This window comes from Klebsiella grimontii (genome assembly GCF_042137965.1).
GTDB classification, from domain to species: Bacteria; Pseudomonadota; Gammaproteobacteria; order Enterobacterales; family Enterobacteriaceae; genus Klebsiella; species Klebsiella grimontii.
Map to the genome: position 1 here is coordinate 1,126,368 of NZ_CP169721.1, position 24,781 is coordinate 1,151,148.

At 55.2% G+C, this 24,781-nt stretch carries 27 protein-coding genes; 23 read left to right on the forward strand and 4 right to left on the reverse strand.

Translation table 11 applies throughout. The features are described from left to right. The first annotated feature begins 14 nt into the window (after positions 1–14). The 7 genes from ispD (at position 15) to rpoS (ending at position 6,004) form a co-directional block, all read left to right on the forward strand. Complete coding sequence (ispD, locus tag ACE3MN_RS05430) at positions 15–725, forward strand: 2-C-methyl-D-erythritol 4-phosphate cytidylyltransferase (RefSeq protein WP_004137332.1); 711 nt, start codon at positions 15–17, stop codon at positions 723–725. Then, positions 725–1,204, forward strand: a complete 480-nt coding sequence (gene ispF / locus ACE3MN_RS05435; RefSeq protein ID WP_004124268.1) for a 2-C-methyl-D-erythritol 2,4-cyclodiphosphate synthase — start codon at positions 725–727, stop codon at positions 1,202–1,204. The genes ispD and ispF overlap by 1 nt, the downstream gene beginning before the upstream one ends. Continuing rightward, on the forward strand, positions 1,201–2,250 hold the full coding sequence (truD, locus tag ACE3MN_RS05440; protein ID WP_024358492.1) for a tRNA pseudouridine(13) synthase TruD: 1,050 nt from the start codon (positions 1,201–1,203) through the stop codon (positions 2,248–2,250). Before ispF ends, truD begins: the two co-directional genes overlap by 4 nt. Next, positions 2,231–2,992: a 5'/3'-nucleotidase SurE gene (surE, locus tag ACE3MN_RS05445; protein WP_004124266.1), complete on the forward strand. Its 762-nt coding sequence runs from the start codon at positions 2,231–2,233 to the stop codon at positions 2,990–2,992. Before truD ends, surE begins: the two co-directional genes overlap by 20 nt. After that, positions 2,986–3,612 carry a protein-L-isoaspartate(D-aspartate) O-methyltransferase gene (locus ACE3MN_RS05450; protein WP_024358491.1) on the forward strand — a complete coding sequence of 209 codons (627 nt, stop codon included), beginning with the start codon at positions 2,986–2,988 and terminating at the stop codon, positions 3,610–3,612. Before surE ends, ACE3MN_RS05450 begins: the two co-directional genes overlap by 7 nt. Before the next feature lie 122 nt (positions 3,613–3,734). Then, positions 3,735–4,853 (forward strand): murein hydrolase activator NlpD, encoded by a 1,119-nt coding sequence (gene nlpD, locus ACE3MN_RS05455; protein WP_004137339.1) that lies wholly within the window; start codon positions 3,735–3,737, stop codon positions 4,851–4,853. Between the two features lie 158 nt (positions 4,854–5,011). Next, the gene (gene rpoS, locus ACE3MN_RS05460) at positions 5,012–6,004 is read left to right on the forward strand and encodes an RNA polymerase sigma factor RpoS (protein WP_004104962.1); all 993 of its coding nucleotides are present in this window, start codon (positions 5,012–5,014) and stop codon (positions 6,002–6,004) included. 65 nt (positions 6,005–6,069) lie between these two features. On the opposite strand, the gene ACE3MN_RS05465 is transcribed toward rpoS, so the two are convergent. Together ACE3MN_RS05465 and ACE3MN_RS05470 are read right to left on the reverse strand one after the other, a co-directional pair. Continuing rightward, positions 6,070–6,447 carry a hypothetical protein gene (locus ACE3MN_RS05465; RefSeq protein ID WP_024358490.1) on the reverse strand — a complete coding sequence of 126 codons (378 nt, stop codon included), beginning with the start codon at positions 6,445–6,447 and terminating at the stop codon, positions 6,070–6,072. After that, the gene (locus ACE3MN_RS05470) at positions 6,444–7,658 is read right to left on the reverse strand and encodes an MFS transporter (RefSeq protein WP_024358489.1); all 1,215 of its coding nucleotides are present in this window, start codon (positions 7,656–7,658) and stop codon (positions 6,444–6,446) included. Before ACE3MN_RS05470 ends, ACE3MN_RS05465 begins: the two co-directional genes overlap by 4 nt. A 107-nt stretch (positions 7,659–7,765) precedes the next feature. Between ACE3MN_RS05470 and ACE3MN_RS05475 the strand changes: the two genes are divergently transcribed. Next, positions 7,766–8,653, forward strand: a complete 888-nt coding sequence (locus ACE3MN_RS05475) for a LysR family transcriptional regulator (protein ID WP_049132159.1) — start codon at positions 7,766–7,768, stop codon at positions 8,651–8,653. Here the strand turns inward: ACE3MN_RS05475 and ACE3MN_RS05480 are convergent. Continuing rightward, a complete protein-coding gene (locus ACE3MN_RS05480; protein ID WP_004137348.1) occupies positions 8,650–9,069 on the reverse strand; it encodes a MarR family winged helix-turn-helix transcriptional regulator in 420 nt (139 codons plus the stop codon). The genes ACE3MN_RS05475 and ACE3MN_RS05480 overlap by 4 nt on opposite strands. Before the next feature lie 170 nt (positions 9,070–9,239). On the opposite strand from ACE3MN_RS05480, the gene ACE3MN_RS05485 reads away from it, so the two are divergent. From ACE3MN_RS05485 to ACE3MN_RS05500, 4 genes are all read left to right on the forward strand, one after another. Continuing rightward, positions 9,240–9,833: a non-oxidative hydroxyarylic acid decarboxylases subunit B gene (locus tag ACE3MN_RS05485; RefSeq protein WP_024358487.1), complete on the forward strand. Its 594-nt coding sequence runs from the start codon at positions 9,240–9,242 to the stop codon at positions 9,831–9,833. Next, complete coding sequence (locus ACE3MN_RS05490; protein ID WP_004853598.1) at positions 9,833–11,260, forward strand: non-oxidative hydroxyarylic acid decarboxylases subunit C; 1,428 nt, start codon at positions 9,833–9,835, stop codon at positions 11,258–11,260. The genes ACE3MN_RS05485 and ACE3MN_RS05490 overlap by 1 nt, the downstream gene beginning before the upstream one ends. Before the next feature lie 10 nt (positions 11,261–11,270). Then, positions 11,271–11,507 carry a non-oxidative hydroxyarylic acid decarboxylases subunit D gene (locus ACE3MN_RS05495; RefSeq protein ID WP_004853596.1) on the forward strand — a complete coding sequence of 79 codons (237 nt, stop codon included), beginning with the start codon at positions 11,271–11,273 and terminating at the stop codon, positions 11,505–11,507. A gap of 338 nt (positions 11,508–11,845) precedes the next feature. Next, positions 11,846–11,998, forward strand: a complete 153-nt coding sequence (locus ACE3MN_RS05500) for a Hok/Gef family protein (RefSeq protein ID WP_101867924.1) — start codon at positions 11,846–11,848, stop codon at positions 11,996–11,998. Positions 11,999–12,116: 118 nt separating this feature from the next. On the opposite strand, the gene mutS is transcribed toward ACE3MN_RS05500, so the two are convergent. After that, a complete protein-coding gene (gene mutS / locus ACE3MN_RS05505) occupies positions 12,117–14,678 on the reverse strand; it encodes a DNA mismatch repair protein MutS (protein ID WP_098066917.1) in 2,562 nt (853 codons plus the stop codon). A gap of 649 nt (positions 14,679–15,327) precedes the next feature. Between mutS and ACE3MN_RS05510 the strand changes: the two genes are divergently transcribed. From ACE3MN_RS05510 to ACE3MN_RS05560, 11 genes are all read left to right on the forward strand, one after another. Continuing rightward, positions 15,328–15,867 carry a fimbrial protein gene (locus ACE3MN_RS05510; protein ID WP_004124241.1) on the forward strand — a complete coding sequence of 180 codons (540 nt, stop codon included), beginning with the start codon at positions 15,328–15,330 and terminating at the stop codon, positions 15,865–15,867. 83 nt (positions 15,868–15,950) lie between these two features. Further along, a complete protein-coding gene (locus ACE3MN_RS05515; protein ID WP_024358484.1) occupies positions 15,951–16,505 on the forward strand; it encodes a fimbrial protein in 555 nt (184 codons plus the stop codon). Positions 16,506–16,580: 75 nt separating this feature from the next. Next, the gene (locus ACE3MN_RS05520; RefSeq protein ID WP_024358483.1) at positions 16,581–19,049 is read left to right on the forward strand and encodes a fimbria/pilus outer membrane usher protein; all 2,469 of its coding nucleotides are present in this window, start codon (positions 16,581–16,583) and stop codon (positions 19,047–19,049) included. Positions 19,050–19,074: 25 nt separating this feature from the next. Further along, on the forward strand, positions 19,075–19,818 hold the full coding sequence (locus tag ACE3MN_RS05525; protein ID WP_024358482.1) for a molecular chaperone: 744 nt from the start codon (positions 19,075–19,077) through the stop codon (positions 19,816–19,818). Between the two features lie 18 nt (positions 19,819–19,836). Beyond that, a complete protein-coding gene (locus ACE3MN_RS05530; RefSeq protein ID WP_004137363.1) occupies positions 19,837–20,466 on the forward strand; it encodes a fimbrial protein in 630 nt (209 codons plus the stop codon). Next, positions 20,466–21,518 (forward strand): fimbrial protein, encoded by a 1,053-nt coding sequence (locus ACE3MN_RS05535; protein ID WP_098140293.1) that lies wholly within the window; start codon positions 20,466–20,468, stop codon positions 21,516–21,518. Before ACE3MN_RS05530 ends, ACE3MN_RS05535 begins: the two co-directional genes overlap by 1 nt. Before the next feature lie 9 nt (positions 21,519–21,527). Then, positions 21,528–22,076 carry a fimbrial protein gene (locus ACE3MN_RS05540; protein ID WP_024358480.1) on the forward strand — a complete coding sequence of 183 codons (549 nt, stop codon included), beginning with the start codon at positions 21,528–21,530 and terminating at the stop codon, positions 22,074–22,076. Between the two features lie 22 nt (positions 22,077–22,098). Next, the gene (locus ACE3MN_RS05545) at positions 22,099–22,770 is read left to right on the forward strand and encodes a transcriptional regulator (protein ID WP_049132153.1); all 672 of its coding nucleotides are present in this window, start codon (positions 22,099–22,101) and stop codon (positions 22,768–22,770) included. Between the two features lie 103 nt (positions 22,771–22,873). Beyond that, positions 22,874–23,083: a DUF4762 family protein gene (locus ACE3MN_RS05550; RefSeq protein WP_024358478.1), complete on the forward strand. Its 210-nt coding sequence runs from the start codon at positions 22,874–22,876 to the stop codon at positions 23,081–23,083. 70 nt (positions 23,084–23,153) lie between these two features. Next, a complete protein-coding gene (locus ACE3MN_RS05555; protein ID WP_024358477.1) occupies positions 23,154–23,822 on the forward strand; it encodes a DsbA family protein in 669 nt (222 codons plus the stop codon). Positions 23,823–23,824: 2 nt separating this feature from the next. After that, complete coding sequence (locus tag ACE3MN_RS05560) at positions 23,825–24,775, forward strand: ABC transporter (protein WP_049088660.1); 951 nt, start codon at positions 23,825–23,827, stop codon at positions 24,773–24,775. The last annotated feature ends 6 nt before the right edge of the window (positions 24,776–24,781 follow it).

Consider the following 24,781-nt stretch of genomic DNA (forward strand, 5'->3'; position numbering starts at 1 on the left):
CCCAGGATTACAACATGGCAGCCACTTTTCCGGGCGTTTGCGCCGTGGTGCCGGCAGCCGGTTTTGGCCGCCGCATGCAAACGGAATGCCCTAAACAATATCTCTCAATCGGTAACAAAACGATTCTCGAGCACGCGGTCGCCGCGCTGCTGGCAAACCCGCGTATACGGCGGGTGGTCATCGCCGTCAGCCCGGGCGACGTGCGCTTTAGCCAACTGCCGTTGGCGAACCATCCTCAAATTACCGTCGTTGATGGCGGGACAGAACGCGCGGATTCCGTTCTCGCTGGCCTGAAGGTGCTTGGCGAGGCTGATTGGGTGCTGGTGCACGATGCCGCGCGCCCCTGCCTGCACCAGGATGACCTCAGCCGCCTGCTTCAATTATGCGAAACCAGCCGTACGGGCGGCATTCTGGCCGCTCCGGTTCGCGACACGATGAAGCGCGCGGAGCCGGGCAGGGCGGCCATCGCCCATACCGTTGAGCGTAATGATTTATGGCACGCGCTGACGCCGCAATTTTTCCCTCGCGAACTGCTTGTTGATTGCCTGACGCGGGCGCTTAATGAAGGCGCGACTATCACCGACGAAGCCTCGGCGCTGGAGTACTGCGGCTTCCATCCTGAACTGGTCGCCGGACGAGCTGATAATATAAAAGTGACGCGCCCGGAAGACCTGGCGCTGGCCGAATTTTACCTTACCCGTTCCCGACACCAGGAGAAGGCTTAATGCGAATTGGACACGGTTTTGACGTACACGCTTTTGGCGGTGAAGGCCCAATCATTATCGGCGGCGTGCGCGTGCCCTACGAGAAAGGGCTGCTGGCGCACTCCGACGGCGACGTCGCGCTGCACGCGCTGACCGATGCGCTGCTCGGCGCGGCGGCGCTGGGCGACATTGGCAAGCTGTTCCCGGATACCGATCCGGCCTTTAAGGGCGCCGACAGCCGCGAACTGCTGCGCGAAGCGTGGCGGCGGATTCAGGCGAAAGGCTATACCCTTGGCAACGTAGACGTCACCATCATCGCCCAGGCGCCGAAAATGCTGCCGCATATTCCCCAGATGCGCGTCTTTATCGCCGAAGATCTCGGTTGCCATATGGATGATGTGAACGTCAAAGCCACCACCACGGAAAAGCTGGGCTTTACCGGCCGCGGCGAAGGCATCGCCTGTGAAGCGGTGGCGCTGCTGCGTAAGGCGGAGAAATGATCGCTTTTGACGAACTCACCTACCTGCATGGAAAACCGCTGGGCCAGGGGCTGCTAAAAGCCAGTCCGGAGGACTTTTTGGTGGTGGAAGATCTCGGCTTTTCCCCCGATGGCGAAGGCGAGCATGTGCTGGTGAGAATTCTGAAAAACGGCTGCAATACCCGTTTTGTTGCTGACTCGCTGGCAAAATTCCTTAAAATTCATGCGCGTGAAGTGAGCTTTGCCGGGCAGAAGGACAAACACGCGGTGACTGAACAGTGGCTGTGCGCCAGAGTGCCGGGCAAAGAGATGCCCGACCTGAGCAAATTTCAGCTCGAGGGTTGCCAGGTTCTGGAGTACGCGCGCCATAAGCGCAAGCTGCGCCTCGGGGCGCTGAAGGGGAACCAGTTTACTCTGGTACTGCGCGAAGTCAGCGCCCGCGACGATGTCGAAAAGCGTTTACAGGCGATCGTCGAGCATGGCGTGCCCAACTATTTCGGCGCCCAGCGCTTCGGTATCGGCGGCAGTAACCTGCAGGGGGCGCTGCGCTGGGCCGAGAGCGGCGCGCCGGTGCGCGATCGCAATAAACGCAGTTTTTGGTTGTCGGCGGCCCGCAGCGCATTGTTTAATCAACAGGTTGGTATTAGATTAAAAAAACCGGAATTTAATCAGGTTGTTGATGGCGATGCGCTACAATTAGCGGGGCGCGGAAGCTGGTTCGTTGCGGACTCTGAAGAACTGACGGCACTCCAGGCGCGGGTAGATAACCGCGAGCTGATGATTACCGCTGCGCTTGTGGGCAGCGGCGACTGGGGAAGCCAACGGGGCGCGCTGGCCGCTGAACAGGCGGCAGTGGCCGAAGAGACGCAGCTACAGGCGCTGCTGGTGCGTGAAAAAGTAGAGGCCGCCCGCCGGGCGATGCTGCTTTATCCCCAGCAGATGAGCTGGAACTGGTGGGATGACGTTACCGTTGAACTGCGTTTCTGGCTGCCCGCAGGCAGCTTCGCCACCAGCGTAGTAAGGGAGCTTATCAATACAACGGGTGACTATGCGAATATTGCTGAGTAACGATGACGGGATTCATGCGCCGGGCATTCAGACCCTGGCAAAGGCCTTACGAGAATTCGCTGAGGTTCAGATAGTTGCACCCGATCGTAACCGCAGCGGAGCGTCGAATTCCCTGACGCTGGAATCTTCGCTACGTACTTTCACTTTTGATAACGGCGATATCGCCGTACAGATGGGCACCCCGACGGACTGTGTTTACCTCGGCGTGAACGCCCTGATGCGGCCGCGTCCGGATATTGTGGTCTCCGGCATTAACGCCGGCCCCAACCTCGGTGACGACGTCATCTATTCCGGCACCGTTGCCGCCGCGATGGAGGGCCGTCATCTCGGCTTTCCGGCGCTGGCCGTCTCGCTAAACGGCTATCAGCATTATGATACCGCCGCCGCGGTCACCTGCTCGATTCTGCGGGCTTTAAGCCGCGAGCCGCTGCGCACCGGGCGCATTCTCAATATCAACGTGCCGGATCTGCCCCTTGAGCAGATTAAAGGTATCCGCGTGACCCGCTGCGGCAGCCGGCATCCTTCCGATCAGGTGATCCCGCAAAAAGATCCGCGCGGCAATACGCTGTACTGGATTGGACCTCCGGGCGAGAAGTACGACGCCGGGCCGGATACCGATTTTGCCGCCGTGGATGAAGGCTATGTGTCGGTCACTCCGCTACATGTCGATTTAACCGCCCACGGCGCACATGAGGTGGTGAGCGGCTGGCTGGATCGCGTTGGGGTTGATACGCAATGGTAAATAAACGTGTTGAAAGTCTTCTCAATCAGCTCCGCACGCAGGGCATTGTTGACGAGCGCGTGCTGAACGCGATCGCGCTGGTGCCGCGAGAAAAGTTTGTTGATGAAGCCTTTGAACATAAGGCGTGGGAAAACACGGCGCTGCCGATTGGCCAGGGGCAAACCATCTCGCAACCCTACATGGTGGCGCGGATGACCGAGCTTCTGACGCTAACGCCGGAGTCAAGGGTGCTGGAAATTGGCACCGGATCTGGCTATCAGACGGCGATCCTGGCGCATCTGGTGCATCACGTGTGCTCGGTTGAGCGCATTAAGAGTTTGCAGTGGCACGCGCGCCGTCGCCTTAAACAACTTGATTTACATAATGTTTCAACCCGTCACGGCGATGGATGGCAGGGTTGGCAGGCACGCGCGCCGTTCGACGCGATCATCGTTACCGCCGCGCCGCCGGAAATTCCGGCCGCGCTGCTGGCGCAGCTGGACGATGGCGGCGTACTGGTGCTGCCGGTAGGCGAAGAGCACCAGTTCCTGAAGCGAATCCGTCGGCGCGGCAACGAGTTTGTCATTGATACTGTCGAAGCCGTGCGCTTTGTACCCCTCGTGAAAGGGGAGTTGGCCTGAACCCGGATTATTCCAGGTTTTTTTGCCTGCATTTAGGCATAGGGTGGACGCATTTTTCGTGTCCTGGCCGGGCGCCGTCCGGTGAGCAAGATATTGGTAGTTAACATATTCCTGGGGGATAAATGAGCGCGGGAAGCCCAAAATTTACCTTAAGCCGCATTGCGGCTTTGTCACTGGTGTCACTCTGGCTGGCAGGCTGCAGCAGCTCCAACAATCCGCCTGCGCCGGTCAGCTCGGCTGGCGGGGCTTCGTCTTCCAGTACGAATTCCGGAATGCTGATCACGCCTCCGTCAAATAACGTTCCGCAGGCGCGCCCGGTACAAACGCAACCGGTGCAGACGCAGCCCGCTCAGATTCAGCCGATGGCCCAGGAGCCGGTGCAAACGGTAAACGGCAAAATTGTCTACAACCGTAAGTATGGGGATATTCCGAAAGGTAGCTATACCGGCGGCAGTACCTATACTGTTAAACGCGGCGACACGCTATTCTATATTGCGTGGGTCACCGGGAACGACTTCCGCGACCTGGCGCAGCGTAATAATATCCCGGCGCCGTACGGTCTGAACGTCGGTCAGACGCTGCAGGTTGGCAACGCGTCCGGCCAGCCAATCACCGGTGATAACCCTGTCGCCCAGGCCAGCGTGAAGGCCAGTAATGGCGGGATGTTAACCGCAAATTCTGCACAAAAATCCACCGCGGTGGTTGCGTCCCAACCAACTATTACGTATTCTGAATCTTCAGGTGAACAGAGTGCTAATAAGATGTTGCCGAATAACAAGCCCGCGACGACAACTGCCGTCGCGCCAGTTACGGCCCCAGCTGTCAGCACAACCCAATCGACTGCAAGCAGTACGTCAACCAGTTCGCCGATCTCTTCATGGCGCTGGCCGACTGATGGCAAGGTTATCGAGAACTTTAGTGGCGCCGAAGGCGGCAATAAAGGTATTGATATCGCAGGCAGTAAAGGACAGGCTATTGTCGCGACCGCAGATGGGCGCGTCGTCTATGCCGGTAACGCACTGCGCGGTTACGGTAATCTTATTATCATCAAACACAACGATGATTACCTGAGCGCCTACGCACATAACGATACGATGCTCGTAAAAGAGCAACAAGATATCAAGGCGGGGCAGAAAATCGCTACCATGGGTAGCACAGGTACTAGCTCTACACGTTTGCATTTTGAAATTCGTTACAAGGGGAAATCCGTCAACCCGCTGCAGTATTTACCGCAGCGATAATTTGGCAAAGTACGGATAAGCTCAGTATCGCTAACAAAGGCGCCAGGGCGGCCGCGATGCCTTCTTCACCGGGGCAGAAAAGGTTATCGTCCTGGCGTCTTTTGAGTGATGTTTAGCCAAGGTGCTTTGCTTAGGGATCACGGGTAGGAGCCATCTTTATGAGTCAGAATACGCTGAAAGTTCATGATTTAAATGAAGACGCGGAATTTGATGAGAACGGAGTCGAGGTTTTTGATGAGAAAGCCTTAGTTGAAGAGGAACCCAGTGATAGCGATCTGGCTGAGGAAGAGCTTCTTTCGCAGGGAGCAACCCAACGGGTGCTCGATGCGACGCAGCTTTATCTTGGAGAGATTGGTTATTCCCCGCTGCTGACGGCCGAAGAAGAGGTTTATTTTGCGCGTCGCGCGCTGCGTGGTGACGTTGCGTCACGCCGCCGGATGATCGAAAGCAACCTGCGTCTGGTCGTCAAGATAGCCCGCCGTTACGGCAATCGCGGTCTGGCTCTGCTGGATCTGATTGAAGAAGGTAACCTGGGGCTGATTCGCGCAGTTGAGAAGTTTGACCCGGAACGTGGGTTCCGTTTTTCGACTTACGCGACCTGGTGGATTCGTCAAACGATTGAACGGGCGATCATGAACCAAACCCGAACGATCCGTTTACCGATCCATATCGTCAAAGAGCTGAACGTCTATCTGCGTACCGCACGCGAGTTGTCCCATAAGCTGGACCACGAGCCAAGCGCGGAAGAGATAGCCGAACAGCTGGATAAGCCAGTTGATGACGTGAGCCGGATGCTGCGTCTGAACGAGCGCATTACCTCGGTGGATACCCCACTGGGCGGCGACTCGGAAAAAGCGCTGCTGGATATTCTGGCCGATGAAAAAGACAACGGCCCGGAAGACACCACGCAGGACGATGATATGAAACAAAGCATCGTCAAATGGCTGTTCGAACTGAACGCCAAGCAGCGTGAAGTGCTGGCTCGTCGCTTTGGCCTGCTGGGCTATGAAGCCGCGACGCTTGAGGATGTGGGCCGCGAAATTGGCCTGACCCGCGAACGCGTGCGCCAGATCCAGGTAGAAGGCCTCCGCCGCCTGCGGGAGATTCTGCAAAGCCAGGGGCTGAATATCGAAGCGTTGTTCCGCGAGTAAGATACCTTTCTTAAAAAAGGCTCAATCGTTTGATTGGGCCTTTTTCTTTTTTGCGTCTCCGCCGCTTATGCGAGCGCCGTCTCGTGGAGGTGCAGCCAGATGATTTTCTCTTCCTGCAGACGGAAAAGAACCGTTGACCAGCGTGCGGTGTCCGCTTTGCCGGGTAAAGCGTGGGTTTCCCGATAGAGCACCGCTGCGCCATCGTGCCATTCGGCAAGTATGGCGGTATTGTCGATGACAATCTTCAAGCCCGGGCGGCTGGCGCGAGCTCCGTGAAAAAAAGCGCTGACCGACTGATGGTCCATGCGCATACCGTTTATCGGGATCATGCTAAATTCCGGGCTAAAGCGATGCAGCAGCGCTTCGGCGCTCCCTTCCCCCTGATTCAGCCAGTGTTCTATAGCCACGTGGGCCGCAATAACTTCCGCAATATAGCGATTCATTTGTTCTCCATTTTACCGTGCAGGCGCATGATTAACGCCCGGTTATCGAATTTAAGGCAGCCCAGCAGCGGCACCAGGGTCAAAACGGCGGCGGCGATAAATACGCCGCGCCACGCCAGCGGGGTGGGCCAGTAAAGTAAAAAAGCGCTCAGTAAGGCTGCCAGTAGCGCAGATCCTATCAGGAAACTGAGCTGGCGATTGAGGTTCCACAGCGCGCTGGCGTCCGGCATATCGGGGTTCGCCACGTTAAGAAACGCGCTGCTCTGGGCCGTACTGCTGCACAGGCTGCCGCCTGCGCCCATCAGGATAAACGCCGCGATCAGCGCGCTGCTGGCGGTATGCGCATTGACGCCAGCCAGGATGAGTATTCCGGCTGCCTGGAGAAGGCAGCCCAGCGCAATCAGGGGGCGGGGGCCGAGACGATTGAAATAGCGGCCGGTCGTCGCGATCGCCACAAACGAGGCCAGCGACCACGGAAGCATCAGGGAGCCGATGGCGGAGGGCGCCATCCCCGTCACGCTTTGCAAATAAAACATCCCGACGACATTGATGCCAATAAAGGTTCCCGGCACGCAGAGATAGACCAGCATAGAAAAGCGCAGCAGCGGGTCGCGCAGTAACGAGAGATGTAAAAAGCCGCCCGACCGCGCGACGCTCTTCTCATCCTTGAGCCACAGCGCGGCCAGCCCGAACGTCAGCAGCGCTATCGGCAGGCTGGCAAAGAAAACCCAGCGCCAGCTCAGCGATTGCACCAGCGCTCCGCCGAGCGCCGGAGAGCACGCCGGCGCCAGCAGCCCAACCAGCATCACCGCGGCGGAAAGTTTCGCCCGTTCGTGAGGCTTGAACTGTTGCCAGGTTAACGCCTGTCCTAGTGGAATCAGCAGCCCGCCGCCCATCCCCTGCAGGGCGCGCCACATGACGAGGCTTATCAACGAGTCGGCCATCCCGGCAGCCAGCGCCCCGAGGCTAAACAAGCTAAGCGAAAGCAGGAATACCCGCCGGGCCCCAAACTGCTGGCTGAGCCAGGCGCTAAACGGCAGCACCAGGGTGAGCCCGGCAATATAGCCATTGCTGACCCACGCCAGCTCGCCCACCGACGCGTGTAGCGTCCGGCCCATCGCCGGAAAGGCGACGCTGGCGATAAACATATTGATTAAGTCGAGAAAGAAACCCAGCAGAAAAACGGTTGCGACCTTGCTGCGATACGTCATTGATGAAATCCCCCGTGAAGGCCGCTACTGTAAACCTCAGTATCAGGGCGAATAAACACGACATTCTGAGATATACTGTCGGAAATTTTTTGACAATGGGCGGCGCGATGCTGAACCTGCAACGGATGAACATGTTTGTGGCGGTAGTCGATAGCGGGAGTTTTACCGCAGCGGCGGCGGCTCTGGGGCAGACCAAGGCGGTGGTGAGTTTCAACGTCCGCCAGCTGGAGAACGAACTGGGGGTCACGCTGCTATTGCGATCGACCCGTCGCCTGACGCTTACCGAAGCTGGTTCGCTGTTCTATCATCGCGGGGTCGCGCTGCTGAAAGCGGCGGAAAACCTGCAGGACGACGTCCGGGGCAGCCACGTGGGGTTGAGCGGTGAGCTGCGGATCACGACGACGCCTGAATATGGCGCGCAGGTGATTATTCCGGCGCTGGCGGAGTTCAGCCTGCGGCATCCTGCGCTCCGCGTACGCCATGTTTCCTCTTCTCACCACGCGGATTTAATCTCCGAGCGGTTTGACGTGGCGATTCGTCTCGGCACGCTGGCGGATTCGCGCTACCGCGCGGCGCTGATATCACGCTTTGCCATCGTCCCGGTTGCAGCCCCGTCATGGCTGGCACAGCATCCTGTGAAGACGCTTGAAGATCTGGCGCAATCGGCGTGGATTATTCATGAACGTCTGACCGCGCCGCTCCGCTGGCAGCTTAGCGGGCCCCATGACGAGAGCATTGCCTTCGAGATTAAACCGGCGCCGCGGCTGTCGGCGGATAGCGCCAGCGCGCTGATGGCTTTTGCGCTGGCGGGCAGCGGCATCGCGCTGCTACCCGAGTGGCTGGTGGCCGCTGCGCTGGCGGATGGCGCACTGGCGAAGGTGATGCCGGAGTTTAGCTTTCCGCCCCAGGGGGTATACGCGGTTTACCCGGACGCGCAGCATATCCCTGCCAGAGTGCGGGCGTTTATTGATTTTTTACGCGAACGCGTGGGTTAACGCTGCTGTTCTTGCGCCATCAGCTTGTGGATGATTTGCGAAAACTGCTGGCGCTCCTCATCGCTCAGCCGACCTAAAAACTCTTCGTCGACGGCGTGACCCAGCGGCATTGAGCTTGCCAGTAGCGCTTCGCCTTCTGCGGTTAAATAGACAAACCGACGGCGTTTGTCCGCCGGGTCGTGTTCGCGACGAACCAGACCGCGGCTCTCCATTCGGCTCAGCATCTCCGCCAGCGTCGCTTTGGTGCTGACCGCCGCTTCCGTTAACGTCACCTGTTCAATGCCGGGATGCTCGGCAATGGAACGCATCACCGCATACTGCGGTTTGGTGAGGTCCGGCAGCTCAAGCTGCCAGCGGGCGGTGTGCTGCTGAAAAAGCTGGCGCAGCAGGTGGAACGCCTCGTTTTTTAACTCCATGACCACTCCATAAAAAAACCGTCGGTTCTATGATAGCCGTTCGGAGGGCGTTTGAGCATTTTTCCTGTTTTGATGAAAAATGCGGCCGTGTACGAACGAACTTGCAAGAAAAGCGTATCAAGCGTAGCTTTAATAAAAATGTTCGTACACGAACGATTTGTGAGGCGATGATGAAGCTAATAGTCGGGATGACCGGAGCGACGGGCGCTCCGCTGGGGGTTGCGCTACTGAAAGCGCTTCGTGAGATGCCGGAAGTGGAAACGCATCTGGTGATGTCAAAGTGGGCCAAAACCACCATTGAACTGGAAACGCCGTACAGCGCCCGTGACGTGGCGGCGCTGGCCGATTTCTCGCATAGCCCGGCGGATCAGGCCGCCATCATCTCATCAGGTTCATTTCGTACCGACGGCATGATCGTTATCCCCTGCAGTATGAAAACGCTGGCCGGTATCCGTGCCGGTTATGCCGAAGGGCTGGTTGGGCGGGCCGCGGACGTGGTGCTGAAAGAGGGGCGTAAGCTGGTGCTGGTACCGCGCGAAATGCCGTTGAGCACTATCCATCTGGAAAACATGCTGGCTCTGTCGCGCATGGGCGTGGCGATGGTGCCGCCCATGCCCGCCTATTACAACCATCCCAAAACCATTGAGGACGTCACTGACCACGTTGTCACGCGGGTGCTGGATCAGTTCGGTCTGGAGTATCACAAAGCGCGCCGCTGGAGCGGGTTACGGGCGGTAGAGAGTATTTCACAGGAGAATGAATAATGGCTTTTGATGATTTGCGCAGCTTTTTGCAGGCGCTGGACGACCAGGGGCAACTGCTGAAAATTAGCGAAGAAGTGAACGCGGAGCCGGATCTGGCCGCGGCGGCAAACGCCACCGGGCGCATCGGCGATGGCGCTCCCGCGCTGTGGTTTGACAATATTCGCGGTTTTACCGATGCGCGCGTGGCAATGAACACCATCGGCTCCTGGCAGAACCACGCTATCTCGCTGGGTCTGCCGCCGAATACGCCGGTGAAAAATCAGATCGACGAATTTATTCGTCGCTGGGATAAATTCCCGGTGACGCCGGAGCGGCGGGCAAACCCGGCGTGGGCGGAAAATACCGTCGACGGCGAGGCGATTAATCTGTTCGATATTCTGCCCCTGTTCCGTCTCAACGACGGCGACGGCGGCTTTTATCTCGACAAAGCCTGCGTGGTCTCTCGCGATCCTCTCGACCCGGACAATTTTGGCAAGCAAAACGTCGGCATTTACCGTATGGAGGTGAAGGGTAAACGTAAGCTCGGCCTGCAGCCGGTACCGATGCATGATATCGCTCTGCATCTGCACAAAGCGGAAGAGCGTGGTGAAGATCTGCCGATCGCCATTACCCTGGGAAACGATCCGATTATTACCCTGATGGGCGCTACGCCGCTGAAATACGATCAGTCGGAATATGAGATGGCCGGCGCGCTGCGCGAAAGTCCGTATCCTATCGCCACCGCGCCGCTGACCGGCTTTGACGTACCGTGGGGCTCAGAGGTGATCCTCGAAGGGGTGATTGAAAGCCGCAAGCGCGAAATCGAAGGCCCGTTCGGCGAATTTACCGGCCACTACTCCGGCGGCCGTAATATGACGGTGGTACGAATCGATAAAGTCTCTTACCGCAGCAAACCGATCTTCGAGTCTCTCTATCTCGGCATGCCGTGGACCGAGATCGACTATCTGATGGGCCCGGCCACCTGCGTGCCGCTGTATCAGCAGCTGAAGGCCGAGTTCCCCGAGGTACAGGCCGTCAACGCGATGTACACCCACGGCCTGTTGGCGATTATCTCCACCAAAAAACGCTACGGCGGCTTTGCCCGCGCGGTAGGCCTGCGGGCGATGACTACGCCGCATGGTCTGGGCTACGTGAAGATGGTGATCATGGTTGATGAGGACGTCGACCCGTTCAACCTGCCGCAGGTGATGTGGGCGCTGTCGTCGAAGGTCAACCCGGCCGGGGACCTGGTGCAGCTGCCGAATATGTCGGTACTGGAGCTCGATCCAGGCTCCAGCCCGGCGGGGATCACCGACAAACTGATTATCGACGCCACCACCCCGGTTGCGCCGGACCTTCGCGGCCACTACAGCCAGCCGGTACAGGATCTCCCTGAAACGAAAGCCTGGGCTGAAAAATTGACCGCCATGCTGGCTAACCGTAAATAAGGAGAAAAAGATGATTTGTCCACGCTGCGCCGATGAACATATTGAAGTGCTGGCAACATCGCCGGTAAAAGATGTCTGGACGGTATTTCAGTGCCAGCACTGTTTCTACACTTGGCGGAATACTGAACCGCTACGCCGCACCAGCCGCGAACATTATCCTGAAGCGTTCCGCATGACCCAGAAGGATATTGATGACGCACCGATGGTGCCGCATATTCCGCCGCTGCTGGCGGAGGATAAACGATAAAATAAACGGGCCCGCTCAGTCGGGCCTTTTTTATATTTAATGAATCAATGAGAAATCTGTAGCCATTAAATTTTTAAATATGAAAAAAGGTTAATAGAGCAGATACGTTTGCGAGCCAAATTCCAGTTTATAATAAAATCAACGGGTTTGATAAATTACCGATAAGCTTCGCGGCCGGGAAAATATAGAATAGCGGCGGGTGCTTGAGGCTATCTGGCTTTGAGCATTGACAAGGATTCAGATAGACGAAAGCCCCAGGAGATATTTCTATCAACTGAGGCTGACGAATGAACCTGAACAATTCAGATGTTAGTCTCTTCTTTGCAGGGAGGCAAGACATGCTAACAAAATATGCCCTTGTGGCAATCGTCGTACTGTGTATTACGGTACTGGGATTGACGCTTTTGGTGCGCAGCTCGCTATGCGAACTCAGTATTAAAGAGCGTAGTATGGAGTTTAAAGCTGTTCTCGCTTACGAATCGAAGAAATAGCATCAGCGCGGGGGCGACCCCGCGTATTGGTTGTCAGGATGCATTCTCTCGCACCCATTTTGCATTTGTTAAAACGGCAGCACCGCAGGGCGCTGCCGTTTTTCACGTTAAACGAGAACTACACCAGGCTCTTCAGGCGATAGATCCACTCCAGCGCCTGGCGCGGAGTCAGCGAATCCGGATCGAGATTCTCCAGCGCTTCAACCGCGGGCGAGGTCTCTTCCGGCGCGGAAAGCAGCGACATCTGGGTACCGTCCACCTGCGTGGCGGCAGCGCTCGGCGCGATGCTTTCCAGCTCGCGCAGCTTCTGCCGCGCGCGCTTGATCACCTCTTTCGGCACCCCGGCCAGCGCGGCAACGGCCAGGCCGTAGCTCTTACTGGCCGCGCCATCCTGCACGCTGTGCATAAAGGCGATGGTATCGCCGTGCTCCAGGGCATCAAGATGGACGTTGGCCACGCCTTCCATTTTCTCCGGCAGCTGGGTCAGCTCGAAGTAGTGGGTGGCAAACAGGGTCAGGGCTTTGATCTTATTCGCCAGATTTTCCGCGCAGGCCCACGCCAGCGACAGGCCATCGTAGGTCGAGGTGCCGCGGCCAATTTCATCCATCAGCACCAGGCTATGCTCGGTGGCGTTATGCAGAATATTAGCGGTTTCGGTCATCTCTACCATAAAGGTTGAGCGGCCGCTGGCCAGGTCATCCGCCGCGCCGACGCGGGTGAAAATACGATCGATAGGGCCGATGTCGACTTTTTCCGCCGGAACGTAGCTGCCGATATACGCCAGCAGGGCGATCAGCGCGGTTTGGCGCATATAGGTACTTTTACCGCCCATATTCGGACCGGTGATAATCAGCATTCTCCGCTGCGGGGCGAGATGCAGCGGGTTGGCGATAAACGGCTCTTTCAGCACCTGCTCAACCACCGGATGGCGGCCTTCGCTAATCCGAATGCCCGGCTTATCGCTAAAGGTCGGGCAGCAGTAGTTGAGGGTCTCCGCGCGCTCGGCGAGGTTCACCAGCACATCGAGCTCCGCCAGCGCGCTGGCGCTCTGCTGCAGGTCGCCAAGATGCGGCAGCAGCATATCGAAAAGCTCATCGTACAGCTGCTTTTCCAGCGCCAGCGCTTTCCCTTTGGAGGTCAGGACTTTGTCTTCATACTCCTTCAGCTCAGGAATAATATAGCGCTCGGCGTTTTTGAGGGTCTGGCGACGGACGTAGTGGATCGGCGCGTGCTGGCTCTGACCACGGCTAATCTGGATGTAGTAGCCGTGGACGGCGTTGTAGCCCACCTTCAGCGTATCCAGCCCCAGACGCTCGCGCTCGCGAACTTCCAGTCTGTCGAGGTAATCGGTAGCGCCATCGGCCAGGCCGCGCCACTCATCGAGTTCCGCGTGATAGCCGGGGGCGATAACCCCGCCGTCGCGAACCAATACCGGCGGCGCATCGATAATCGCCCGCTCCAGCAGTTCGCGCAGTTCGCTAAATTCCCCCATCTTTTCCCGGAGCCGCTGCACCGGCGCGCAGTCGACGTCGGCCAGCATGGCGCGCAGCGCCGGCAGCTGCTGGAAAGCGTGACGCATACGCGCTAAATCGCGAGGGCGGGCGGTGCGCAGCGCCAGGCGCGCCAGAATACGTTCGAGGTCGCCGACCTGACGCAGCACCGGCTGCAGCTCGGGGTAATGTTCCTGCAGCGCGCCGATGGTCTGCTGGCGCTCTACCAGCACGGTGGTGTCGCGCGCCGGCATATGCAGCCAGCGCTTCAGCATACGGCTGCCCATCGGGGTGACGGTGCAGTCGAGCACCGAGGCCAGCGTATTTTCAAAGCCGCCGGCCAGGTTCTGGGTTATCTCCAGATTGCGACGCGTGGCCGCATCCATAATGATGCTGTCCTGCTGGCGCTCCATCGTGATGGAGCGGATATGCGGCAATGACGTGCGCTGGGTGTCTTTGACGTACTGCAGCAGGCAGCCGGCGGCGCACAGGCCGCGCGGGGCGTTTTCAACGCCGAAACCAACCAAATCGCGCGTGCCGAATTGGAGATTGAGCTGCTGGCGCGCGGTGTCGATTTCAAATTCCCACAGCGGACGACGGCGCAGGCCGCGGCGCCCCTCAATAAGCGACGACTCGGCAAAATCCTCCGCATACAGCAGCTCGGCGGGGTTGGTGCGCTGGAGCTCGGCGGCCATCGTTTCGCGGTCGGCGGGCTCGCTCAGGCGAAAACGTCCGGAGCTGATATCAAGGGTGGCGTAGCCAAAACCTTTGCCGTCCTGCCAGATGGCGGCCAGCAGATTGTCCTGGCGTTCCTGCAGCAGCGCTTCATCGCTGATAGTGCCGGGCGTCACAATACGGACGACTTTGCGTTCAACCGGCCCTTTGGTGGTAGCCGGATCGCCAATCTGTTCGCAAATGGCCACCGACTCGCCCTGATTAACCAGTTTGGCCAGATAGTTCTCCACCGCGTGGTGCGGGATCCCGGCCATCGGAATCGGTTCGCCCGCGGAAGCGCCGCGCTTCGTCAGCGAGATATCCAGCAGCTGCGACGCGCGTTTCGCATCGTCGTAGAATAGTTCGTAGAAATCACCCATCCGGTAAAACAGCAGAATCTCCGGATGCTGGGCTTTCAGCTTGAGATACTGTTGCATCATGGGGGTGTGGGCGTCGAGATTCTCTAATGTACTCATCTGTTTTTGATGTCCATTTTCTTACGTTTTAACGCGTTAGCGGAGTTTATTGTTTTCATGACGTCGCGCTATTGCTCATCGGTTCCCGTGACATTGTGCATTTCTTTTCATTGACTCATAGGCCGCATGATAACGGAGTCTTCAGGTCAGGAAAACAAGAAGGCGCGACGGGCCCATGAATCGACTTCCCCCTCCTCTTAGCCGCTGCGTAATGTCCATTGCTCGGGCTGCTTTTGACTATCCTTATATCAGGAAAAGCTATTTGTTAATAAATTGTGATCTATGTTACAATTATTTTACTATGAATATCTGCCCACTATCATTTATTAATTACCTGACGCAATTTGTTTTTAGGATATATCTCAGTGATCTGCGAGTTAATTTCCTATGGTGGCATTGTTCGCGAGGTTAAATCTTTTTTTAATTCCTCTGTAAATGTATCTCTTTTTACCTAAAAAATGATTTGTTAGTATTTTTGTCGACCAGGGGATCTGGCTTTAATTAAATTATTAATATTAATTAATAGTCTAATTATTGAAACGGATTTTTCGGTGATGCGGAGGGCTGGAAATTGTTGGGTAAATAGACTTCGGCAATTTTATAGCTCCTTACTCTTTTAGGATAAAAATTTATAACGCAGGAATTTTCTATGAAACTGAATAAAGTTGCTATGGCTGTGGCATTAACTGCTGCTCTCGGCTCAATGTCTGCACTGGCTGATACCACGAATGGCCAGATTGAGCTTCAGGGTGAGCTGGTGAATACCGCTTGTGGTTTAGCTCCGTCGTCCAGCCCGGTAACCGTTGATTTTGGTCAGGTTCCAGTTTCCCTGCTGCAAGGCGGTGGTCAGGCAACTGAAACCAAAAACATCGAGCTGCAGTATTGCGATACCACTATTGCCAGCAGCGCCGTTGTTTCCTATACCCCGACTTCGGTTAACCCGAACGATCCTACTCTGGCTGCATTTACTTCTGGTACTGCATCCGGTGCAGGTATCGGCCTGAAAGACAGCGCTAGCCAGACTGTAACCTGGGGCGCGCAGACCACTCCGGTCACCCTGGTTGATGGTACTAACACCATTCCTTTCGTGGCGTTCCTGAAAGCGGAAGCGGCAGCGAGCGGTTCTACCACTACCGTAACCGCAGGTGCATTCCAGTCAACGATCAATTTCACCATCGATTATCAATAATCGATTTTGAATTATCGCTCGCGGGGAGAGATCTCTCTCCCCGCGATATTGGAGTAGGTGCCAGATAATATGGAATTCTGAGTATGGTTAAGGATACAGAGAAAAAGAGACTGATGGCGTTATTGGTATCGGGATTACTCTTTTCCGGACATGCTTCGAGTACTAGTTTTACGCCTGGCCAGCTGGCGCTTTCGGGGGAGCTAGTGGCTGCCGCATGCGATATTGACCCTAATTCGCGGGAGCTATGGGTAGATTTCGGTAACATTTCCGCTCGCGATATTAATAGCGATCAAGAAGGTAAGCTGATCCGGCCTTTTTTAGTACGCTTAATTGGCTGCACCTCTTTCGGCAGCGTAAATCAATCAACGCCAGGGGCTTATGCCACCATTACGTTTACCGGCAATGCTTCATCGCAGGACCCAACAGTATTAATTCCGGATGGTGAAGGAAAGGGATTTGGTATCCAGATTCGCGATCGCCATGGGGAAATTTTAACGTTTGGAGAACCTTCATCGGGATATCTCCTGAGTGATGAGAATAATACGCTGAAATTTACCGCTACGCTGGTGCCGGTTCAGCAGCATATTAAAGCCGGGGATTTTTACGCCGTCACTCGTTTTTTTATGGATTACAACTAGAAACAAGCCAGTGATTGCTGTTGGAGCTTGTTTGTCGCACACGATATTTTACTGAATGATTCGGGATGAATAGTCATGTCAGCAGAACAAAAAATAAAAATAATCCTCTCTCAGATGCTTTTTTTCTGCTGTACCTCTATGGCTTACGCCTCAACCGACGTGGAATTTAATACCGACGTACTGGATGCGGCCGATCGCGACAATATCGATTTAACCCGTTTCGCCACCGACAACTATGTCCCGCCGGGCGAGTACTTATTAGATATTAAAATAAATGGCCAGGCGGTCGGGCAGCAAAAGGTTCGCTATCTGGCTTCTAAAGACCAGAAGCATACCCAGGCCTGCATTAACGGCGAAATTCTTGCCAGATTGGCTTTGAAAGAGGACGCGCAGCAAAAGGTCGCACAGCCGTTTGCCGACTGCTATGACCTGCTGAGCCTTCCTGGCGCCACCCTCAGTAACTACGCCGGGGTGCTGGACATCACCGTCCCGCAGGCGTGGATGAAATACAACGATCCGAACTGGACGCCGCCGGAGCGCTGGGACCAGGGGATCGGCGGATTTTTGCTCGACTATAGCCTGACCGGGCAATATACCCGCCAGCTGGATATGCATGAAGATTACAGCACCCTGAGCGGATACGGTCAGACCGGGGTCAACCTCGGCGGCTGGCGCCTGCGCGGCGAATATCAGACCAGTTATTACAGCGCGACGCATCAATTTGATTTCGATATGAATCAGATCTACGCCTACCGCCCGCTGCCGATGATGGCGGCAAAGCTGACGGCGGGGGAGATCTATCTTGATTCTCAGGTCTTCGACACCGTGCGCTTTACCGGACTTAATCTCGCCAGCGATGAGCGTCAGCTGCCGCCAAACCTGCAGGGGTACGCGCCGGAAATTCGCGGTCTGGCCAAGACCAACGCCAAAGTGACGGTGAAGCAGAGCGGACGCATCATTTATGAAACGACGGTGCCCGCCGGACCGTTTAATATTCAGGATTTACGCAGCTCGGTGCGCGGTACGCTGGATGTGCAGGTGGAAGAGCAGGATGGCTCAATTTCGACTTTCCAGGTTAACACCGCCAATATTCCTTATCTTACGCGTCCCGGCTACGTGCGCTACAACGTGGCGATCGGCGCGCCGTCCCGCTATAGCCATAAAATTCAGGGACCCGGTTTCGCTTCCGGCGATTTCTCCTGGGGGATCACCAACGCCTGGTCGCTGTACGGCGGTTTACAAAGCGCAGGGGCCGAATATACCGCGGTCTCCGCCGGTATTGGCCGCGATCTCAGCGTACTTGGCGCCCTCTCGCTGGACGCTACGGAATCCTACAGTCAGCAGTCAAACCAGAAGCGGCTTAAAGGGACCTCGTTTAAGCTGAGCTATGCGAAAACGTTCGACGAATATAATAGTTCCATTACCTTCGCCGGATATCGCTTCTCGCAGGAGGACTTCCGCTCTTTCTCGCAATATCTCAACGAGCGCTATGAGGGTTACGACAGCCTTGGGCGTGAAAAAGAAGTTTATACCATCACCGGCAATAAAACGTTCTGGGCCGATGAGCCTGGTAAAGCGACCACGGTATTTTTGACCTACACCCATCAGAATTACTGGAACCGAAGCAGCCAGGATCGCTACGGCATCTCGCTAGGGCGCTCGTTTAACGTCGGTAATATTCGCGGGATCACCACCAATATTTCGGCCTACCGTTCGGATTACGAAGGGCGGAAAGACGACTCTATTGCTTTCTCGCTTTCCATTCCGGTTGGCGATAGTAAATGGAGCGGCCTCGACGTGCAGACCAATAACGGCAAAACCAGCCCGATGCTCTCCTATACCGACAGCAGCGACTACAACAACCTGTGGCGTCTGCGTGCCGGAGCGAGCCAGAGCGGCTATGCCAACGTCGACGGCTACTATCAGCGCCGCTCCCAGTACGCTGAAATCAACAGCAACGCCAGCTATCAGCAGGATCACTATCTCTCTCTGAGCAGCACCCTGCGCGGCGGCTTTACCGCGACCCGGCACGGGGCGGCGATCCACAACAGCGGCGCGACGCTCAATACGGCGCGCGTAATGGTGAACACCAACGGCATCGGCGACGTGCCGCTCAATGACGGTAAATCAAGAACCAATAATTTCGGCATCGCCGTTATTCCGGACATCGTGAGCTACAACAGCTTTGATACCCGGGTTGACGTTGATGCGATGTCGGAATCCATTGAACCGGCAAAAGCCATCAGCACCGCCACGCTGACCGAAGGCGCTATTGGTTATCAGACCTTTGGCATGGCGCAGGGCGAAAAAATGATGGGCATTATCCGCCTGGCTGACGGTACCTATCCGCCGTTCGGCGCCGAGGTTATCAACGGCGATGGCGTGAGCGTATCGATGATTATGGAAGGTGGGCAGGGATGGCTGGCAGGGGTGAATCCTCATGAGCTGCTAAGCGTAGTGTGGAGCGGGAAAAAGCAGTGTCAGATTGCCATCCCGCCGACCATAGAGCGTCGTTCGACAGCCGCGCTATTGCCGTGTAAATGACAGTGACAGTAATAAAAGGCCAAAAATGAGCATAACAAGCAACAAACTCTGCTGGATGGGCATTCTGATGCTGGCGGCGGTAAGCGGTACCGCGCAGGCGGGGGTTTCGCTGGATCGCACGCGTCTTATCATCACTGGTAAAGATAGCTCGGCGAGCGCCAATCTAACCAACACCAGCCCGGATATTCCGTTCCTGGCGCAATCGTGGGTGGAAGACAGCAAGGGCAACAAGATCACCTCTCCGCTGGTGGTTTTACCGCCTTTGCAGCGGATTAACGGCGGGCAAAAAGGGGTGGCGCGGGTCACAAAAACAGATGGTATCAACCAGCTGCCGCAGGACCGCGAAAGCCTGTTTTATTTAAGCGTGCGGGAAATTCCGCCTAAGCCAGATAAAGCGAACGTCCTGCAGCTGGCCATGCAGTCGCGGATTAAATTATTTTTCCGCCCGACCGCCATTATTCCCAAAAGCAAAAGCGAAATATGGCAGGACCAGGTCGTCTTTCAAAAGAGCGGCAATAAGATGACCGCGCAAAACCCGACGCCTTACTACATCACCATTATTAGCCTGTCCCGCGTTAAGGGTGAAAAAATCACTAAGTTCCCGGGAATTATGATTGCGCCGAAGTCCAGTCTGGAGTTCAGCGTGACCGATGGCGGCGTTAGAGAGTTTGCGATGATGTACGTGAATGATTATGGCGGACATCCAGAGCTGAAATACCGCTGTGAAGGAAACACCTGTAAAGCGCTGCCGCCATCGCAGCAAGGGTAATTAAAGAGGAACCTGATGATGAAAACGCGCCTATCGCTATTAGCACTGTTTGTATTCGGTATCAGTATGCCAGCGCTGGCCGACGCTGATATTCCTCTACAGCCGCAGCACTATAACCGGGATCATCAGGGGGAGGATGGCGGTAACGTGATATTCAATGGCTCTGTGTATGCCTCGCCTTGCGTGCTTGCCCCGCAAAGCCGCCTGCAGATTATTGAGATGGGCGAAATCAGCGCCCGGCGTTTTCACCAGGCGGGCGACCGTAGCCAGCCGGTGCTGGTTCGCGTTGAACTCAGGGATTGCCTGAAAGGCGCGTCGCAGGCGCGCGACAGCATCGCCTCACGGACGACGGGCAGCAGCAAGCATCTCTATACCACCGGCGAGCAGGCGGTTCAGCTCACCTTCATCGGCGAGTCGGATGAGCATAATCGCCAGCTGTTGCGCCTGACCGGCAGCATCTCAGGAGCCGGTATTCGCCTGCTGGATGTCAAAGAGCGGGCGCTGGATATTAATCAAACGCAGCCGCCGTTTATCGTGAAAACCGGCGACAGCAGCCTGACGTTTATTGCCGTGCTGGAATCGACCGGGCGAAACGTGACCGCAGGAAACTTTAGCGGCCTGCTGCGTTTAAAAATGGAGTATCTCTGATGGCGACGAGGGTTATCGGGCGGAAATCTTGTATCACGCTATTACTCTGCGGCGGCGTATTCACTCTCGACGCCAGCGCGGCGGTGGAAGGGGAAATTACGCCAGTTGGCGGACCTAAAATGTACAATATCGACGTCGCCAATCAGGATATTACCAACAATAGCATTGGGGCGACGATCCCTTATGTCTTTTCATTGGGCGGACAATATTCTGGTATCGCCAGCTGCACTATTCCTATGGAAAACGAGGCGATTTATTACTCTGCGACCGCTTCGCTGCTGCAGCAGGGAAGCACACCGGGGTATTTAAAACTTAATGATTATATGGATGTGAAAATTGAGATATATATCCGTGGCCAGCGCATGGAATATCTTCCGGTGCCTTTTAATAATGAGTCAAACCAGGCTCATCAAAATAAATGCGTACCGCCAACTACCCAGTTTAACAACTTTGAGTCCGGCGCTCAGGGGCGGGTAACGTTTATGATCACCAAGCCGATTGTCAACGGCGTTAACCTGCTGGGTACTGAAATTGCCAAGCTTTATGGTCGCCTTGGGAATTACAGCGCAGGGATGGGCAGCACTCCCATGTCGATTGTCTCGATTAATTCCGGGGTCATTACCGTTCCGGATAAATGTATTGTCAACTCAGGATCGCCGATCGTCGTTGATTTTAATACCATCCCCAGCGCGGGCTCGCTGCTTAACGGCAATAATTACAGCCAGTCCGTGCCGATTCAGGTGAAGTGCGAAGGGGGGAGTTTCGCCACCGGAAATTTAAATATTCGCCTGGGAATTCAGCAGGCCAATACCGCCAGTTTTAACAGCGACTATTTAGGCACCACCGGCGCCGTCGACCGCTCCAATCTTGGCATTATCCTGAAAGATTCCGGCGGCAATTTAGTCGCCGCGAATAAGTTTTATGACGTGCCGGGTTTTAATAACAATCAGGGAACCTGGAATTTGACCGCCGCGCCAATTGCCAATGCCGGAACTAACGTTCTCGAAGGGGATTTCCAGGCATCGGCCACCGTGGTCGCTGAGTTTCAGTAAGGGGACAGCATGCGTCAACTCATCGCATCAATGATACTCATAGGTTCGCTATCCGCAGCTGCTCCGGCGCATGCCATCGGAGAGCTGATCGGCGGCGATTTAAAATTCAAGGGAACCGTCATTTCCCACGGTTGCAGTATCGTGCCTTCGTCAAAAAACATCACCGTGGATTTTGGCCAGATTTCAACCCGCACGCTTTATGCGGAGGGAAAATCGCAGCCCAAAGCGTTTGTTATTGAACTCCAGGATTGCAGCACCGATGTTTTTAATTCCGTCACCGTGACCTTTAGCGGGACGGAAAATACCAATATGAGCGACCGTCTGGCGATTACGCCGGTCGCGCCTCAAACCGCCAGCGGTATTGGTATAGGTTTTGAAGAGAGTAACGGCACGGCGATTTTGCTCAATACGCCGACCACCGCCGTCGCTATTTCCGATGCCAACATGCAGTTAAATTTTAAAGCTTTTGTTGAAGGCGAACCGGACGCCTTGAGTAACAAAACCCTGGAAACCGGCGCCTTCCAGGCAACAGCGAATTATACCCTTAATTACCAGTAGAATAGATCAAGGATGATGATAAATGAGCCGTCGTTTCTTTCTCTACGATAAAAACATCTTTTTCGCGGAAGGCGTACGTTCAGTGGTTGACGATCTTGCCATGCATGAAGGTGACTGCGCGTTCACTAGGATCGACCATTTCTCTGAACTGATCAACACCCTGCGTCTGCCTAAACAGAAAGATGAACTGCGCTGGGTCCTCTGCGATGTCGACAGCTTGCCGGACGAGCGTTTTAACGCGCTTTACACCATTAAAGAGCACTACTGCCGGGAAAATCAGCAGCTGGTTATTTTATTAAGCGAGAATAATATTTCGTTATTCTTTGCGCTGCATTCACTTCTCCCGGAAGCAAGCTGGCTTTTGAAGAATGAGTCCCTGGATAACTTTTTTAAGTTCATCGAAGGTGCTGATTCTATGCCAGCGGAAAAAATATTTTTCAGTCGCTCTTTGATTAATTATACCCGGCAGAAATGGTTAGCCAGGGATTTTAATAATAGTATCTCCAGTGATGACTGGTGGTTAATGGAAGAAATATTCAAAGGGAAGTCATTATCACAAATTTCCTCTGAACAAAAAATAGATGTTCGTCGCCTGAGCCGCTGTAAACGGGGGCTAATGAAAAAGTTAAACGTTAAAAACAACGTAGAGCTGTTTAATATTTTCAAGTGCATCGTAGCTACCCCCTGCGTATAACAGCGGATAAATATGACATCAAAAGAATTACTGGCAGGTTACTTAGCCAGTAGGTAAGTGCAAGAAAAACATATTTCAATATAAATTGTTAAGGATCTAACAAATGCAAAAATTAAGTATGATTGAAGCATCAGCTATTATTGGCGGAACTTGCAAGGAAACTTGCACCAGCTCTTACGAGACCGTGGTGGTGGGCGGTGTTTCAACCTGTAAACAAGTGACTACCTGTACGGATAAGCACGGCAACTCAACCGTGACCATGAAAGATGCGTCCGACGGTATGTGCGTCGTGCCGAATCGCATCCGTCAGTAATTTCTGTTGTGGTATATGGAGGGGAAACCCTCCATATATTTCTCCGCCATATTCGCGAGCCTGGTATCAAATGAAGATAAAACCTATTACCGCTGTTGGCTATACGTTTCTGGTGGCGTTAATTTCGTCGCTGATTACCGTGCTGTGCTATCACGTTTTTGTATTTAATACGTTTGCATCGAACAGCAGCGAGCCTTCGGCCCTGCGGGAAATTGACAGCGCAATCGTTGCCAGTAGCCCAATAAAACATGACAGCAGCATTATTGAAGTGATGTCCTACGGCTGTCACTACTGCGCGTCGAACGAGGAAGATATCGAGAAATTCGCCGGCACATTGCCTGCGGAGAGTACCTTTGAAGTTATCCATATCACCGCCGAAAGAAACGGTCTGGCAATTTATGCGCCGGTTTTTGCCACCCTCGAAGTCATGGGGCTTGAGCGCCAGATGCGCGACCAGGCTTTCAACGCGGTAATGACCCGCGGTATCAATTTAGCCGACGATGAAGCGCTCAACGGCTGGCTGAAAAAGAACAATATTGATGTCGAAAAATACCATCAGGTACGCCAAAGCAAAGCCGTTACTGAACGCCTTGAATATATGGCGAAAATTACCGAACTCTATGACATAAACGCCACGCCGCTATTTATTGTGAATAAAAAATACGTGGTGGCGAAAGATCGCCAGTTTCCTGAATTTGCTGACTATATGCGCCAGCTGTTAACTCAGGACAAGGAGTAAGCGTGACGCGCTTTCTGATTGTCTGGAGCGTCTTCAGCGTAAGAAAATGGTCCGCGCAGCTGAGCTGGCGCAGTCGCCCGTTTACTGGCTACGGTCAAAAGGCGGTGCGTGGGATTATGCGTTTTACCCCTATGTCGCTGCTGTTGGCGGCGGCTCGGGCGTTGTGCCGGCTGCGGCTGTTGGGGCGACAATATCGCGGACGTACCGCCGTGGCGACGCAAAACTACCGCTGCCTGACGGGCGCCGATGGGCGAATTGACGCCGCATGGATAGCCATGCGCCGCCAGCTGCTGGAGATGGGCGCGACCTGGGGACAGCATCCGGCCACTTTGGCCCAGATGCAGGCGTGCACGCGAGCGCTTGATGCCGTAGTCGCTCCGCTGGCGGCGCAGAGAACGCCGGTTGTTCTCGCACCGCTGCACTGCGTGTCGGATATCCTTGCAGCGATGGTTGGAGCCAGGGTAACGCCGGGTAAAGCCAGCGTGGTGGTCTCTTCCAGCGCGGAAAGCTATACCGTCGCCAGCCGCAAAATGGGCGGCGTCGCGCTCTCTTATTGCTCCATCCATCAGGATAATACGTCGCTTGCCAGTGAGCTGATGGCGCTAATGAGCAACGTCTCGGAAGGGCGGGAAAATATGATTATTTTCCCCGATATTCCTGCCGACTATACCGTGCAGACCCATGAGGCGCAGTCCGGGAAAATAAGCTGTCGGCTATTTGGCCGCCCGGCGAAATTACATAGCGGCGTACAGCGTTTTTCCCGCATTGTCTCGGCAAAGGTGGTTTTTTATCACCTCTATTATCAGCAGGGGATCAAAATAAAAATCTTTTCCCCACTGACGCCAAAAGAGGTCGCGGCGAATCTGCCGTCGATGATTGAAAACACCCTGCGTGATTATCCGCAGGATTGGCTTTTATGGCATAGCCATTCGCTCTACTTTATTAATCACTGACGCATA

Bases quoted from the DNA above. Each gene is read 5' to 3' on its own strand.
- ispD (WP_004137332.1), top strand. From the start codon at position 15: ATGGCAGCCACTTTTCCGGGCGTTTGCGCCGTGGTGCCGGCAGCCGGT.
- ispF (WP_004124268.1), top strand. From the start codon at position 725: ATGCGAATTGGACACGGTTTTGACGTACACGCTTTTGGCGGTGAAGGC.
- truD (WP_024358492.1), top strand. From the start codon at position 1,201: ATGATCGCTTTTGACGAACTCACCTACCTGCATGGAAAACCGCTGGGC.
- surE (WP_004124266.1), top strand. From the start codon at position 2,231: ATGCGAATATTGCTGAGTAACGATGACGGGATTCATGCGCCGGGCATT.
- ACE3MN_RS05450 (WP_024358491.1), top strand. From the start codon at position 2,986: ATGGTAAATAAACGTGTTGAAAGTCTTCTCAATCAGCTCCGCACGCAG.
- nlpD (WP_004137339.1), top strand. From the start codon at position 3,735: ATGAGCGCGGGAAGCCCAAAATTTACCTTAAGCCGCATTGCGGCTTTG.
- rpoS (WP_004104962.1), top strand. From the start codon at position 5,012: ATGAGTCAGAATACGCTGAAAGTTCATGATTTAAATGAAGACGCGGAA.
- ACE3MN_RS05465 (WP_024358490.1), bottom strand. From the start codon at position 6,447: ATGAATCGCTATATTGCGGAAGTTATTGCGGCCCACGTGGCTATAGAA.
- ACE3MN_RS05470 (WP_024358489.1), bottom strand. From the start codon at position 7,658: ATGACGTATCGCAGCAAGGTCGCAACCGTTTTTCTGCTGGGTTTCTTT.
- ACE3MN_RS05475 (WP_049132159.1), top strand. From the start codon at position 7,766: ATGCTGAACCTGCAACGGATGAACATGTTTGTGGCGGTAGTCGATAGC.
- ACE3MN_RS05480 (WP_004137348.1), bottom strand. From the start codon at position 9,069: ATGGAGTTAAAAAACGAGGCGTTCCACCTGCTGCGCCAGCTTTTTCAG.
- ACE3MN_RS05485 (WP_024358487.1), top strand. From the start codon at position 9,240: ATGAAGCTAATAGTCGGGATGACCGGAGCGACGGGCGCTCCGCTGGGG.
- ACE3MN_RS05490 (WP_004853598.1), top strand. From the start codon at position 9,833: ATGGCTTTTGATGATTTGCGCAGCTTTTTGCAGGCGCTGGACGACCAG.
- ACE3MN_RS05495 (WP_004853596.1), top strand. From the start codon at position 11,271: ATGATTTGTCCACGCTGCGCCGATGAACATATTGAAGTGCTGGCAACA.
- ACE3MN_RS05500 (WP_101867924.1), top strand. From the start codon at position 11,846: ATGCTAACAAAATATGCCCTTGTGGCAATCGTCGTACTGTGTATTACG.
- mutS (WP_098066917.1), bottom strand. From the start codon at position 14,678: ATGAGTACATTAGAGAATCTCGACGCCCACACCCCCATGATGCAACAG.
- ACE3MN_RS05510 (WP_004124241.1), top strand. From the start codon at position 15,328: ATGAAACTGAATAAAGTTGCTATGGCTGTGGCATTAACTGCTGCTCTC.
- ACE3MN_RS05515 (WP_024358484.1), top strand. From the start codon at position 15,951: ATGGTTAAGGATACAGAGAAAAAGAGACTGATGGCGTTATTGGTATCG.
- ACE3MN_RS05520 (WP_024358483.1), top strand. From the start codon at position 16,581: ATGTCAGCAGAACAAAAAATAAAAATAATCCTCTCTCAGATGCTTTTT.
- ACE3MN_RS05525 (WP_024358482.1), top strand. From the start codon at position 19,075: ATGAGCATAACAAGCAACAAACTCTGCTGGATGGGCATTCTGATGCTG.
- ACE3MN_RS05530 (WP_004137363.1), top strand. From the start codon at position 19,837: ATGAAAACGCGCCTATCGCTATTAGCACTGTTTGTATTCGGTATCAGT.
- ACE3MN_RS05535 (WP_098140293.1), top strand. From the start codon at position 20,466: ATGGCGACGAGGGTTATCGGGCGGAAATCTTGTATCACGCTATTACTC.
- ACE3MN_RS05540 (WP_024358480.1), top strand. From the start codon at position 21,528: ATGCGTCAACTCATCGCATCAATGATACTCATAGGTTCGCTATCCGCA.
- ACE3MN_RS05545 (WP_049132153.1), top strand. From the start codon at position 22,099: ATGAGCCGTCGTTTCTTTCTCTACGATAAAAACATCTTTTTCGCGGAA.
- ACE3MN_RS05550 (WP_024358478.1), top strand. From the start codon at position 22,874: ATGCAAAAATTAAGTATGATTGAAGCATCAGCTATTATTGGCGGAACT.
- ACE3MN_RS05555 (WP_024358477.1), top strand. From the start codon at position 23,154: ATGAAGATAAAACCTATTACCGCTGTTGGCTATACGTTTCTGGTGGCG.